The organism is Litorimonas haliclonae (genome assembly GCF_965138505.1).
GTDB classification, from domain to species: domain Bacteria; phylum Pseudomonadota; class Alphaproteobacteria; order Caulobacterales; family Maricaulaceae; genus Litorimonas; species Litorimonas haliclonae.
In genome coordinates, this window is record NZ_CBCSCO010000004.1 from 233109 (window position 1) to 247375 (window position 14267).

A 14267-nucleotide genomic window follows, 5' to 3' on the forward strand; every position below is an offset into this window, starting at 1 on the left:
CATGACCACGACACGCCATCCCCGCTCTCTCGTAACAGGTCTTGTGCGCGGGGCGGCGATGTGGGCGGTTCCTATACTGATTATTTCTGCCGTGGTGTTAACCTGGCTATACCGAACCACGACCTATCGGATTTTTGACGACCCCCTTGATAGCGCCGTCACTTCTTTGATTGCGTCCGTTGATGTGGATGCAAACGGGGCAGTTGCTGTCTCGCGGGAGCCGCTGGATCCTCGGTATCAACGCGCTTTATCTGGTCGTTACTGGCTTATCGGCCAATCCAATGGAGAAGCGCGCGCGCCTTTAAGAATCCTTGCCGCCTCTCGCTCTCTTTACGGCGAGAGTTTGGTTTTGGAGCCTCCGGTTTTAAGAAACCTAAAATCAAATATGGGAGAAGCCGTGCGCGCCTCCAGCCGGGGTGTAGACACGGGGGAAACCCTTCGTATCGTGGCGCGTCAGGTTATTTTACCTGGAACAGAACAACCCGTTATCGTTTTGGCCGGAGCTGACAAGCGCGCGGCCACGCGGGATATTCAGAGGTTTGCTGTAACGGCTCTCGCGCTCATGGCGGCGCTTTGCCTGGCGCTCATATTTGCTGTTTATACTCAGGTACGTGTGGGTCTAAGCCCGCTCTTCACACTTCGTAACAAAGTGGCAGATGTCCGCGAAGGCAAATCCGCGCAAGTGGAGGGGGTGTATCCACCTGAAATTGCCCCTTTGGCCGAAGAGCTGAATAGCTTGATTAGTCACAATAAGAATATTGTGGAGCGCGCCCGGACTCATGTCGGCAATTTGGCCCACGCTCTGAAAACCCCTTTGGCGGTCTTGCAGAATGAAGCTCAAAGCGGGCCTCAAACGCCGTCAGCGCTCGTCGCGAAACAAACCGAGATTATGCACCAGCAAGTCGATCACCATCTTCGCCGCGCCCGGGCGGCGGCAAGAGGTCAGTCCATCGGCGTCACAACGCCTTTGGCAGATGTAATTGACCCCCTAATGCGGACTTTGCCGCGCATATATCGTGACAAGGATTTGTATATCGATGTCGATACAGAAACCGCTCTGGTCTTTCGCGGGGCAAAGCAAGACATAGAAGATATGGTTGGCAACCTAATGGATAATGCGGCCAAATGGACGAAAACAGATATAAAGGTCAGAGCTGAAACGGATAAAAACCGCTCTGATATGATGCGGATCATCATTGAAGACAACGGCGCAGGACTTGATCCCAAAGAATATGAAGAGGCCTTGAAACGCGGCGCGCGTTTGGACGAAGCCACGCCGGGCAGCGGTCTGGGGCTAGCGATCGTCGATGATCTCGCCCGTGCCTATAAAGGACAATTTCACCTGTCCCGGTCTGAAATGGGGGGCTTGCAGGCAGAGCTGATTTTGCCCAAAGTCGGCGCGTCATGACAAAACCTCCTATAGCTCTTGAAGACAGACAACAAAGCGGCGCGCGGCGTTTTTCGCCAAGTGCAGGCCGCAATAAAGAGGTCATTGCGCAGCAGCTGAAGACGATCTTGCCGCCCGAAGCGCATGTCCTTGAAATTGCTTCCGGCACAGGGGAGCATGGACACGCCGTTTGCGCCAGTCGCGACGATATTAGCTGGCAATATTCCGACCCGGACGCTGAATCCCGCGCGAGCGAAGATGATTGGCGCCTAGAGAGTCCGATGCAGCTGCGACCTTCGCTTCCGCTGGATATGACGGCTCCGGATTGGTGGGGCGGCCTCCCGGATTATGACGCCGTATATTCGGCAAATATGATCCATATTGCCCCGCTGGAAGCCTGTGAAGGCTTAGCTTTAGGCGCAGCCCATATCCTTAGAGAGGGCGGCGTGGTTGTCCTCTACGGCCCGTTTCTCGACGAAAGCCGCTCGGCCCCGTCAAACCTGGAGTTCGACAAAAACTTGAAGGCCCGGAATCCCGCTTGGGGCGTGCGAGAGCAAGCTCTTGTTAAGCATATCTTTGCAAAGGCCGGGTTTAATGGGCATCGCCTGATTGAGATGCCCAAAAACAATCACATCTACGTTTTTTCTCGCGATTAGGCCTTAACAAGCGAGCTTTCCTCAGTTCATGACTTCCTTGTCATGTTTTGGACATGTTCCTGATAGTCTATTCCCCCCATGGTGGGGCCAAGCTGGAGGATTCGAAGAGTGTTTTTGCACGACCTTTTGACATCACGAAAAATGCTTTTATGCGCAACGACTGCCGCTGCGCTGGTATCTGCGCCTGCTTTGGCGCAACAGAGCGATCCGAGTGAAACCGCGCGAGTTGCTGAAGCGATCAATAACAACTCAGCGCAGACCGGGCAAAATGAAGCTAAGAGGTTCACCCCCCTACGAGATCAAGGAACAACGGATCAGGCCAGCCCTCAAAATAGCGCCGCTCAGAAAATGTCGCCTCCGGCGGAACTATCCTCCACAGCGAGAGCGCTGACGCCGCAGAACCTCATGGATATGCCAGTCTCTTCACTTCCGTCCATTGCAGACCTTGTTGAGAATGTCAGCCAGTCCGTGGTCAATATTATCGTCCGCACTGAAAGCGGAGAAACGACTTCTGAAGGGCAGGGCTCTGGGTTCATAATCTCTGACAAGAACGAAGTCGTGACGAATTATCACGTCATCGAAGGCGGTAATACGATCAATGTAGAGTTTAATGACGGGCAGGTTTATCCGGCCCGCGTTCTCGGCACAGATGAAGAAACGGATCTCGCGCTTCTTCAGATAAAAACTCAAGAGAAGATACCGCATCTAACGTTCAAACAGGATGGGGACGTTAGAGTCGGCGATTGGGTCGTCGCGATCGGAAATCCGTTCGGCATCGGCCAATCCACCAGTCTGGGCGTGATCTCAGCTATTGGACGCGAGCGTGTGGATAGCGGCAATTATGTTGATTACATTCAAACTGACGCCACAATTAACCGCGGAAATTCCGGCGGCCCGCTCTTTAACCTGGACGGTGATGTCGTTGGCGTAAATTCCGCTATTTATTCCCCAACCGGGGCCAGTGTCGGTATCGCTTTTGTGATTCCCCACGGCACAGCAGAACAGGTGATAAGCTCTCTTCGAACGGACGGTCGGGTGCGGCGCGGCTATCTTGGCGCGGCTTTGCGCGACGCCGAGTTTGAAATAGAGGGTCAGCCCGGTATTTTTAAGGCGGGCGCTCTGGTCAATAGTGTCGTCCCGGGAAGTCCGGCTGCTCAATATGGATTACAGGTGGATGATATTATTCTTCGCGTGAACGACGAGGCCGTTCGAAACGCCGTCGAGGCGACGCGAGTCATCGGCAAAATGAATCCGGGCGATGTCGGACGGTTCATTTATGAGCGGGACGAAAAAACCTATGCCTTAAATATTTCTATTACCGAACGTCCCGACAAACACGAGGTCGAAACGGCAAAAGCCATTACGCAAGGCATGCCGCCGCCGGCCCCGAAAGAGCCGAGCCGTGGCACAATCAATGTAGATACGGGCTTGCAAGTCCTTGATATTTCATCCGAATTTCGAAATGCGATCAAAATGCGCTCTGACCAAGTCGGAATTTATGTCGAATCTGTCACGCCCGGCAGCGCCGCTGAGAGCGCTGGATTCAAAATGGGCATGGTACTTCTCGAAGCTGAAAGTGAACCTTTAGCGGAGACAGACGTTTTGCGCACAGTGGTATTGAATGCCAAGCTGGATGAGAAAGAAAGTATATCCCTCCATGTCCGACTAAAGGACGGAGGAGAGACCTACATGGTTTTGCCATTATGAGAACAAATTTTGGATGAGACCATATTTGGGTCAAATTTAGTAGAAAGAATGAAAACTGAAAGTCTGGGGGACTAGTGGAGAAAGAAATGAGAATACTCGTTGTCGAAGATGATGAAGTTGCAGCTGAATATGTCCGAAAGGGCCTTATGGAAGCTGGTCACGTCGTTGACCTCGCCCCTGACGGCGATTTGGGTCTCGAAATGGCTAAGGCGGCAGATTATGACGCCTTAATACTCGATCGAATGCTGCCCAAGCGGGACGGTCTGGAACTGTTAGGCGATTTGCGCGAAGAGGGTGATGCAACGCCCGTGCTGATCCTATCAGCGCTTGGCGAAGTCGACCACAAGGTCGAAGGCCTTCGCGCAGGCGGAGATGATTATCTGGCCAAACCCTATTCCTTTACCGAGCTTCTGGCGCGGGTAGAAGCGATTGGCCGCCGATCTGATCCGAATGCCGCTGTGACCAAGCTTAAAGTCGGAGACCTGGAAATGGACCTTTTGGCCCGCACGGTTCGCCGTGACGGACAAAAGATCCTGCTGCAACCCCGCGAATTCCGTTTGCTGGAATGCTTGATGCGCAATGCCGGCCGGGTTGTGACCCGCACTATGCTTCTCGAAAAAGTCTGGGACTACCATTTTGACCCCCAGACCAATGTGATCGACGTTCACATTTCGCGGCTTCGCGGAAAAATCGACAAGGAGTTCGATGAGCCTCTGCTGCATACTGTTCGCGGCGCGGGTTATCGCTTGCAGGTCTAATGGCCGCTCTTTAAGCGTCTGATTGTGATTGACGCTATCCAAAAACTGCTGCGGAATACGATGTTCCGCTTGTCCTTATTAGGCGCAACGTTGACGATGGTCAGCGTTGCCGCTGCCTTGGGGCTTGTCTATTATTCCATGATCGAGTCCGAGCTGCGACGCGTGGAGCAATCCAATATCGATGAAATTGCCGAGCTTCAGAACCTTTATGACGAAGGGGGTTTGGCCCGCGTACGCGCCGCGAAGGCCGCTGGGATTGTGCCGCAAGGTCTGTCTCCGGAAAGCGATGAGTTCAAACAACTCTATGATCGCGGCGGGATTACCGCCGTAGAACGCGCCGTAACGGTCCGGGGCGCGAGCTATGAAGCGCTTTATTTTCTGCAAGCCCGCCGTCAATCCCAAGTCCTGATACGGGGAAATATTCTGGGCCAAGGCGACCTTCTGGCCAGTGAAGCCATTGCTCAAGATGAGATCAACAGTCGCGGCTTTTCAAAAATTCAATTTTTATACTCTGACCCCAATTCAGATTCAGAAGATTTTATTGATCGACGGGCGCGGGGGATTGTCGGGAATTTAAAACTGGGTGAGGATAATGTTGCCGCCATTATTGTCGGACGGGACGTGGAAGCCATTTCCAGAACCGGTGACAGAATTCGCTCAACACTTGTCCCCGCCCTTTTGCTGGCGGCTATTTTGGGTCTCATATCCTCTTGGTTTGTATCGCGCAGTTTCGCCGCGCGGGTGGAGGCTTTTAACCGGCTGGCAACAGATGTGCGCGCGGGTAATTTAGACAGGCGCGCGCCGCGAAATTACTCCGAAGACGAGATGGACCTTCTGGCGGAGCATTTGAATTCCATGCTCGACCATATTGACCGCCTCATGCAGGCGATGCGCTATGCAGGGGATTCTATTGCTCATGACCTTCGCTCTCCGCTCACCCGCTTGCGGACGCGGCTGGAAAGCGCCGCCGTTGAATTAGGCGACACGCCGGAAGCCGACATACTTTTCTCGGCGGCCGAAGATGCCAGCGAACTTCTCACGACTTTTGACGGCGTATTGCGTATTGCCCGACTTGAGGCGGGGGAGCGGCGCGAGCTTTTACAGCCGACGGATCCTAAGCCCCTATTGGATGATCTAGCCGAGCTTTATGAGCCGGCTTGTGAGGATGCGGGACTACAATTTTCCGCCGATATTGCCAAAGGCACCGACATTCTGGCCGATAGAGGTCTGTTATCTCAGGCGGTCTCAAACTTGGTTGAAAATGCCATCAAATATACACCCAAAGGCGGCCGCATTCATCTTGAACTGCGTAAGACCCGCAATGGACGGGTCACGATTTCGGTGACCGATGACGGCCCAGGCATCCCGTCAATAGATCGGGAGCGTGTAAAAGAACGCTTTGTTCGTTTGGATAAGAGCCGAACTTTGCCGGGCAGCGGTCTCGGTATGGCCCTTGTCGACGCCGTGGCCGATTTGCACCGTGCGGAGTTTACTCTGGAAGACGGATTTGACGACCGGGGCACGCTCGGATTGAAGGCGAGCCTTGTGTTGCCGCGCCGCCGTCCCGGTTTGGGAGCCGATGAAGGCAAAGCTAAATCCTCAGGGAAAGTCTAGTTTTAAAACCTAAGCCGCTGAATCCCGGTAAGGGTTGGGCAGTTGCGGAGGCGCAGATTGCGACCGTTGAGGCGCTTGGCCTTGAGCTGGATTGGTCATGGGCGGAGGCGAGGGATTAACTTGGACAGGCGGCTGTGATTGCGAAGGCTGTGTGTTTTGTGCGACGGCAGATTTAGTCTCGTCCATTCGGGCCTCACCGGCAGATAGAACAACAGCAATGTCATTTGCCAATTTTGTAATCTCGCTGCCGACTTCTGTTGGATCAGGTTTTTCCTGTTTTACGGGCGGGCTGGACGGTAGAGTAAAGGTAACAGTTGTGCCTTCGCCCAGCGTGCTTTCCATGCTGAAATTCCCGCCATGGAGTTCGACGAGGGATTTCGATAAAGCGAGACCCAACCCGGTGCCTTCATGTTGACGGGAATGCTGGCTGTCGATCTGTTCAAATGGCTGCGCCAGACGCTCAATATGTTCTTGGGAAATGCCGATACCGGTATCGGTCACGCGGACGATGAGCCCGGCTGATTTCGGCTCGACCGCAATTGTCACAGATCCGCCTTCAGGCGTGAATTTAATAGCGTTAGTGATAAGGTTGAGCAGAACCTGCTTAACCGCCCGAGGGTCCGCTTCAATCTCTTTGGCAGGCTTTTCTTCGAAGATAAGTTTCAAGCGATTTTCATCCGCCCGGCCCCTGACAATACGAATGACCTGTTCAACCATGTCGTTAATTTGGAGTTCCTCAGTATTAAGGGACATTTTACCGGCTTCGATTTTGGACATATCAAGAATGTCGTTGATCAGGCTGAGCAAATGTTGTCCCGAAAACAGGATGTCATTGACATATTCTTTATAGCGAGCATCGCCGAGCGGCCCGAACAGCTCTTTTTTCATAATGTCCGAAAAGCCGTTAATGGCGTTGAGAGGCGTCCGAAGCTCATGGCTCATATTGGCCAAAAATTCGGATTTAGAATGGCTGGCTTCTTCGGCGCGAATTTTTTCTTGTTCGTAGTTTTCCGCCAATTCAACAATACGGATTTGGGATTTACGCAAGACGCTGATGGTTTTTTCTAGCGCGTCCTGATTAACCTGAAGCTCTCTTTCGCGGGAGCGAATGGCGGTCACTTCTGTGCCGATACTCACGCGCCCGCCATCATTGGTGAAGGTTTCGGAGTAGCGGATCCAGCGGCCATCCTGTAATTCCATCTCGTTGCCTTCGGCGCGTTCGGTCACGCTGACCACATTCTTCATACCGTTATACTCCACGGTCGCGTGGTCGATACCGACTTGAAGCTGACCGGGTTGGAAATTGAAGAAACTTTCAAACCGTTCATTCCAGATCAAAAGCCGGTCGGATTGGTCCCAAATCACGAAACTATCCGTCATAGATTTCAGGGCGTCAAATAGACGGGTCTCAGCCGCTTGTAACCGGGCCTGAGCGCCGCGCATTTCAGTAATGTCCAGCGCCATCCCAATAATGATTTTGGCATGGTCTGACCCCCGGACCGAAGGGCGTCCGCGGCACGCCATATAAATGGGGAGGTGAGCGAGGCCAAGTTCAACATCAAAATCACCGCTGACATGGCTGCGCCGAATAGCGGCAAATAAACGCTCTCTGTCGGCGGGCGCAAATAGGCCTAGAAATTGCGCCATCGACAAGGTTGTATCGACCTTAGGCATGTTGAAAACACTCGCCAGTGAAGGACTCAAATAGGCCGTGTTTTTAGCTAGGTCTATTTCCCAAACCCCGCCTTTTGACCCGTCAACGGCCGCTTGATAACGCTGAATCGCGACTTCGTCCTCGTTTTGACGTTGCCGAAGTATATCCATCTGGCGCATCAACTGGCTGGCAAGCATCCAGATCAGCCATCCCATGCCCAGCAAGAGAAGCGCGAATAACATCAGGTTTTCTTTTAGGCCTGAGGCAATTCCGCGGGGTTGGATATCGATAACCGACAAAAAGGATTTAGGGACGGGGGCTGTACCTAACCAGACCTTTGAACTTCCGGTTTCAAACGGGATAAGAGATGTCTCTTCGGCATTTTTCGTCAAACCGGCCAAGCGCTGTGCGTTGATATTATATACGGTGAGCGCATCGGCAGAGGTCACATTCGCACCGCCATCAATGACGCGTCCTCCGTCCATAATCAGCGCGGCATTTGCGGACAGTTCTCCGATAAAGGTTTGCGGCGCCATAGCTGTGAGGAGAAAGACGTCATTTCTCCGGCGAATTATAACGGGAATAGCGGATCCATTCTCGGCGACGAGAGAGAGAATCTGAACTTCGCCTGTGGGGTAATTGCGGGAGTCCAGCTGAGCAACCAGATCGCCCAGCGTCCCGGCTTTGGCCATTGCCGTTCCGTTAGCGTCGACCATGGCAACCCCGTCAATCATCTCGCGCTGGGAAATGAAATTAACAATCTGCTCCGGTGTGCCTTCACTGAAAAGGGCCTGATCGATCCAGGCAATTTCTGTATCAATCCGCCGGGACACATCTGTGGCCTGATTGCTTAGGGACTGAGAGAAGCTGATTTGGGTTTGTTCGCTAAAACGCTCATTATCGTAATAGAATTTTGTCAAAGCCAGAATCGCTAGGAGCACAAAAAAAGCCCCGACAGCAAAGAGAAGACTCTTTAAGGACGCCGTTCCGCCGACCCGATCGGAAATTCGGTCGATCCCCTTTGTAAAGGCGCCGCCTTTGGACGTATCTAGTCGCTGAGACGGTTCCGTATCAGAAGGCACGCGAGACCGTAGGTGAGCTGGTTGAACAGGGTTCTGAGGCGAAGGGCCTAGGCGTTGCCGCGTATGAGGGGGCGCAGCGGCGGGCTGGCTTTGAGGTCTTTGAGCTTGCGCGCGAGGGGGGTGAGATCCGGCAGCACGTTGATCAGCAGGGTGTTGACCGGCCACAGTTCGTCGCTGGGCCGCGTCCTGACCGTTTGGCTGCGCATATTGCGTTTGTCTTGAAGACCCTCTTTGCACTCACTTCCCCCGAATCACGCTTAAAACGCTAAAGATAGTCGTAAGAGAAGTCGAACAAAACGTGGTTAATTTTTCATTTACCTTGAAGAAAAAAGAGTAAAAAACTGTGTTTAGAGTCAATTTTAAGTTTTTATCCGGGTTTCAGGCTCTGGCCGCCCAATCGCATAGCCCTGAGCAGCGTCAAACCCCATTTCCATCACGAAGTCTTTTATCTCGGGGGTTTCGACGCCTTCCGCGATAAATTTGACATCCAGAGCCTCCCGTAGAGATAAAAGGGCCTCTAAAATGGCGCGATCTCGCATAGAATTCAAACTGGCGGTCACAAACCCGCCGTCAATCTTGAGCCAATTGGCGGGAAGGGCGCGCAGATACCGAATAGAGGCCGCGCCGGCGCCGACATCGTCAAGGCAAACCGGGTGCCCTCGGGACTTTAGGTCTGTGAGCAAAGTCTCTGCGAGGACGAGATTGTCCATGTCCCAGCTTTCGGTCAGCTCTATAATGAGCTTGCTTGGCGAAGCTTCTAACGCTGTTAGGCAGGCCGTGACCGATCCGCGAAACGTTTCTTTATCAACCGACGCACCCGATAAATTAATGGCGATGCCCGTCTCTTGGGGGTATTCGTTCAAGACCAAAATCGCTTGCGCGAGCATGGAAAGATCCAAATCCCGGATTACGCCGCTCAGTTCCGACGCCCGGATAACGCCTTCGACATGTTTGTCGTGATCAAAACGCACGAGCCATTCATGATGGTGAATATGGCCGTCTCTCAAATCAACAATAGGCTGTCGTAAAACAGTAAAACGTTGCTCGGAGACATGCTCGCGAAACCCATCTACGGTTCGGATTTCGGATATGCGGCGAAGGTTGTCCATCCCCATGGCTTAGCCTGAATCTCCTAAGAGAGCCTTACCAAGACATGAAGGAATCTAGGCCAAATCAGACCTAACCAGCGCCAAGAGTTTTTGATGCAATCTCTAGTGTATTTTTGGACGGCTCCGCGGCAATGACGCGGCGTAGCTGCTCTTTGATTTGGCCCTGCCTCTGGTCATCTAGCTTGCGCCAAATTCCGTAAGCTCCCACCAGGCGCGCCGCAACTTGTGGGTTTCGGCTATCCATATCCAAAACTTGCGCCGTAAAGAAGTCATAGCCGCTGCCATCTGGCGCGTGGAACAAATTGGGGTTTGCCATAGCGAAACTCCCGATTAAGGCTCGAACGCGGTTCGGGTTTCTGCGGTCATAGGCTTCATGTTCTGTCAGCCCTACGAGAGCGGACACGCCTTCGGAATGATGGCGCATCCCTTGAACGGAAAACCATTTATCCATGACCAGCGGGTTGGATTTCCATTTCTCATAGAAATTCTCCATGGAGGCGTTAACCCGTTTCCCGCCAAGCTTTGTCAGCGTCATCAGGGCCGCCAGTTCATCTGTCATATTAGTGGCTGTGCCGAGCTGTTCTGTGGCAAGGCCAGCTGTTACGGCGTCGCGTCCTGACGCTAACAGAGAAAGGCAGCGATTGCGCAAGGCTCTCCGGCCCGCCGACTCAGCATCCGGGCTGAAGGACCCGTCATCGGACAAGGCATGATAGCGTTTGAGTAGATCGCTTCGCAGCCGGTTTCCAACTGCGCGGGAGAGCCAATCTCCCGCCAGATAAACGGCAATGGGATCGGATTTGTCCAGCGATTGAAGGATTTCTGCTGTACTCGGCGGCGTTAACGCCAAAGCCTTGAAACTATTGTCGAAATTGTCGTCGTGGAGCGTGTTTCGTAGGGCCTCACAATAATCCCGAAGCGCGTCATCTGTTTCGGGCATAACTCCGGTTTCAAGCGCTAAGGCCTGTGTGCCGATAAGTTTTCGGGCCAAAGTCTGACCGGCTTCCCAGCGGTTAAACGCATTAGGGTCTTGAGCCATCAATCGCAGCTGATCTTTGGAGGTTTGCTGTGATGACAATATCACAGGCGCGCTGAAGTCCTGCAAAACCGAAAGCGAGACAGCTTCGTCAAAACGGGGAAGGGAGACTGTGTTTTCTTCTGTGGTCAGGACAGTCATTTGCGGTTCTGTGAGGGGACCATTATCTCCGATTGCTTGCCATTTTATTGGCAGAACGACAGGCAATTTCTCGTTTTGGCCAGGCGTCGGCTTGGTGTTTTGGGAGAATGTAATCCGCGTGCCTTGGACCGGGGTTGTCAGAGACTCGTCGACCGCGACGGAGAGTTGCGGCGTGCCGGCCTGTTCGTACCAGCGCATGAATTGCGAGAGGTCTTCGCCTGTTGCTTGTTCGAAGCATTCTATGAATTGTTCAATCGTCGCGGCGGTGCCGTCCAGCATTTCAAAATAAAGATCCGAGCCTTTGCGGAAATCTTCGGGGCCCAATATAGTTTTGAGCATGCGGATGAGCTCGGCCCCTTTTTCATAAATTGTCGCCGTATAGAAATTATCGATCTTCATATATTCAGTCGGGCGGACAGGATGAGCGAGAGGGCCGGCGTCTTCCGGGAATTGACGGCCGCGAAGCGCGCGCACGTCTTTGATGCGCTGTACATCTGCGCCGCGTTGGTCGGCAGAAAACTCCTGATCGCGGAATACGGTAAAGCCTTCTTTCAGGCAGAGTTGAAACCAGTCGCGGCACGTAATCCGGTTGCCGGTCCAGTTATGAAAATACTCATGTGCGACAACGGACTCAATCCGTTCAAAATTCATATCTGTTGCAGTTTCCGCGTCGGCCAAGAGCAGAGACGAGTTGAAGATATTCAGTCCCTTGTTTTCCATGGCGCCGAAATTGAAATCACGGACAGCGACGACCATAAACCGGTCGAGATCATATTCGCGCCCATATGTGTCTTCGTCCCACTTCATGGCCCGTTTCAGGCTGTCCATGGCATAATCCGCGCGGGGCGCATCACCGGGGTCGACATAAATCGTTAGCGGAATGTCCCGCCCGCTCATGGTCGTGAAGCTGTCTTCCAGAATATCAAACTCTCCGGCCACCAGCGCAAAGAGGTAGGCCGGTTTGCGGAACGGGTCTTCCCAGACGGCGTAATGACTTTTTCCGCCCTGGGACTCGCCAGACTCCACCATATTGCCATTGGCCAAGAGGTAAGGGTAGTCTTTCTTCGGAGCTTTCAGGCGAACCGTGAAGACAGACAGGACGTCTGGGCGGTCGGGATAATAAGTGATCCGCCGAAAACCTTCCGCCTCGCATTGTGTGCAAAAGCGCCCGCCGGAAACATAGAGACCCATGAGTTTAGAGTTTTCGGCGGGATTACAGACAGTTTCGATCTCCAGAACGCATTCATCCGGCAAGTCTTTCAGGACAAGCTCCGTTTGGGTGAGGGTATAATCGGCGCGTTTAAGAGTCTTCCCGTCCAGCGTAACGGATTTTAACAAAATATCTTCGCCGTCCAGATGAAAGTCCCCACCCGACACTCGAGTCAGAGCCAGCTTACTCTTCACCCGTGTTGATTTGGGTTTAAGATCAAAGTCTAGCTCCACGCTATCAATTTTGAAATTTGGCGAGGTATAATCCGCAAGGCGTGTAGGTTGTGGGGACTCTGCGGGAAGGGTTTCAGGGCGCATGGTTATCTCTCTCTAGAACTCCCATTAGATGTGACAATGCGTAGCGCGGGTTTCAACCGCAGAGTATAATTTATTTGCATTCCTAGCGCCCCTCCTGAAAAAGCGGCTTATGAAAAATACCTTCAACTGTAGTATTCTTTTAATCTGCTCCGCTGGGTTATTAACGTTTGGCGCTCAGGCGCAGGAAGAAACGGAATTAGGCCAGAGCACATTGGCAGAGCTGTCCCGTATCGAGCGCCCGGTGGCGCCCGAGAATATTCCTTATGATTATACGGTTGATTTTCAAATCAATGAGCCTGGGGACGACGCTAGCGACACACCTTTTACCGCAGTTTTAACGATCAGACCGGCGCTCACTGGGGACGAGCGCGTGACAGTCATCTCGCAATCGAATGACGAGCGCCCTGAGGCATTAAAAGAATTGCTGACGAAAATAACGTCTTTAGAGACTTCGCAAGCGGATCTCGCAAAAGAGTTTTGGTGCGAGGATGATGACAACGGTTTATTGTCGGAGGACTTCTCCGGGGATGACTTTACTGTCGTCAGGGAGACAGAAACCGAGGTCGTCCTTCGCCCGGATATCCAAAAATTAGCAGAGATAATGATGTCATCGGACGATTTTTTGGAAAATGGTGACGGTGATCGAAAGATTATTAAAAAGCTCCTAGACCGTCTTGACGGAGAATTCACCCTGTCCAAGCAGGACGCTCACTTGAAACATTTTAAAATCTGGATGACCCGCCCAATGAGGGTCAAGCTTATCGCCAAAATCAAAGAGCTGGAGTTGACGCAAAGCTGCGCTATCGCTCCGAATGGAGTCGCTTATAAAAGCGCCACCTCCATGCACCTACGCGTCAAGGCCTTGGGGACATCCGTGGTCCAGGATATGAATATCGTCGTACGAGATTTGAAACCTATCCCTGGATAGGACGCTCAAGCGGTAAAGACATATGCATGTTTAACGCTATATTTACCTGAAAATTACGCGAAATCCTTACGCTAAACCTAAACAGAACCTTACCGAATGCGAACTAAGTTTACCTGATTATTATTTTACTTGGGGCTTACATTGCTACTTTCATTTCTCTCGTCGCCAAATCGATCTGATGGCGCTCAAACTAACCCTTCGCAAAACGCCGGACCTCCGCCGAAAGCCGACCCTGCTCCAGATGCAGCTTCTGAGACGGAAAATAAGGCTACGCCACCTGAAGACGCCTCCAGCGCTCCGGTTTCCGAAACGAAGGAGCCATCCTCCAATGTCAACGAGTCTAACAAAGTAACCGCATCTGAAAAGAGCCAGCCAAGCTCTGAAGAAACGCTAACGCCACCCAATCGATATGACAGTATGGAAATTGAAGAGCAGTTTCGCGCTTTTGCGGAAAATGCTGATACGCAAATCAATTCTGACTTCTCCACCATCGAAACACTCTTTGGCGAACCCACAGACCTCTTTACTCTCGATCTTGCTGATTCCGACAAAGGCGAAAAAGACATAATCGCATCTATCTATGACGCGCGGCGCGTTGATACTGAGATCAGTAGATCGGTCGAGAAAACTCTTTAAACCAAGAATCCTACTCACGCTGGACCACTGGCCCG

General features: G+C 52.5%; 11 protein-coding genes. 7 read left to right on the forward strand and 4 right to left on the reverse strand.

The genetic code is table 11. The annotated features are described in order from the left end of the window. The first annotated feature begins 1 nt into the window (after nt 1). From ACNA05_RS10815 to ACNA05_RS10835, 5 genes are all read left to right on the forward strand, one after another. Complete coding sequence (locus ACNA05_RS10815; protein WP_415811500.1) at nt 2–1408, forward strand: sensor histidine kinase; 1407 nt, start codon at nt 2–4, stop codon at nt 1406–1408. Further along, complete coding sequence (locus ACNA05_RS10820; protein ID WP_415811501.1) at nt 1405–2043, forward strand: DUF938 domain-containing protein; 639 nt, start codon at nt 1405–1407, stop codon at nt 2041–2043. The genes ACNA05_RS10815 and ACNA05_RS10820 overlap by 4 nt, the downstream gene beginning before the upstream one ends. Nucleotides 2044–2157: 114 nt before the next feature. Further along, a complete protein-coding gene (locus ACNA05_RS10825) occupies nt 2158–3750 on the forward strand; it encodes a trypsin-like peptidase domain-containing protein (protein WP_415811502.1) in 1593 nt (530 codons plus the stop codon). Nucleotides 3751–3836: 86 nt separating this feature from the next. After that, nucleotides 3837–4508, forward strand: coding sequence for a response regulator transcription factor (locus ACNA05_RS10830; RefSeq protein WP_415811503.1), 672 nt, complete (start codon nt 3837–3839; stop codon nt 4506–4508). 24 nt (nt 4509–4532) lie between these two features. After that, nucleotides 4533–6122, forward strand: a complete 1590-nt coding sequence (locus ACNA05_RS10835; RefSeq protein WP_415811504.1) for a sensor histidine kinase — start codon at nt 4533–4535, stop codon at nt 6120–6122. A 9-nt stretch (nt 6123–6131) separates the two neighbouring features. Here the strand turns inward: ACNA05_RS10835 and ACNA05_RS10840 are convergent, their stop codons facing one another. From ACNA05_RS10840 to pepN, 4 genes are all read right to left on the reverse strand, one after another. After that, a complete protein-coding gene (locus ACNA05_RS10840) occupies nt 6132–8858 on the reverse strand; it encodes a PAS domain-containing sensor histidine kinase (protein ID WP_415811505.1) in 2727 nt (908 codons plus the stop codon). A gap of 47 nt (nt 8859–8905) precedes the next feature. Next, the gene (locus ACNA05_RS10845) at nt 8906–9064 is read right to left on the reverse strand and encodes a hypothetical protein (RefSeq protein ID WP_415811506.1); all 159 of its coding nucleotides are present in this window, start codon (nt 9062–9064) and stop codon (nt 8906–8908) included. 153 nt (nt 9065–9217) lie between these two features. Next, entirely contained in the window at nt 9218–9973 is a 756-nt protein-coding gene (locus ACNA05_RS10850; protein WP_415811507.1) for an EAL domain-containing protein, read from the reverse strand. Between the two features lie 64 nt (nt 9974–10037). Continuing rightward, nucleotides 10038–12668, reverse strand: coding sequence for an aminopeptidase N (gene pepN, locus ACNA05_RS10855; RefSeq protein WP_415811508.1), 2631 nt, complete (start codon nt 12666–12668; stop codon nt 10038–10040). Between the two features lie 109 nt (nt 12669–12777). Between pepN and ACNA05_RS10860 the strand changes: the two genes are divergently transcribed. Together ACNA05_RS10860 and ACNA05_RS10865 are read left to right on the forward strand one after the other, a co-directional pair. Then, entirely contained in the window at nt 12778–13596 is an 819-nt protein-coding gene (locus ACNA05_RS10860) for a hypothetical protein (RefSeq protein ID WP_415811509.1), read from the forward strand. Between the two features lie 141 nt (nt 13597–13737). Then, complete coding sequence (locus tag ACNA05_RS10865) at nt 13738–14232, forward strand: hypothetical protein (RefSeq protein WP_415811510.1); 495 nt, start codon at nt 13738–13740, stop codon at nt 14230–14232. Nucleotides 14233–14267 lie beyond the last annotated feature (35 nt).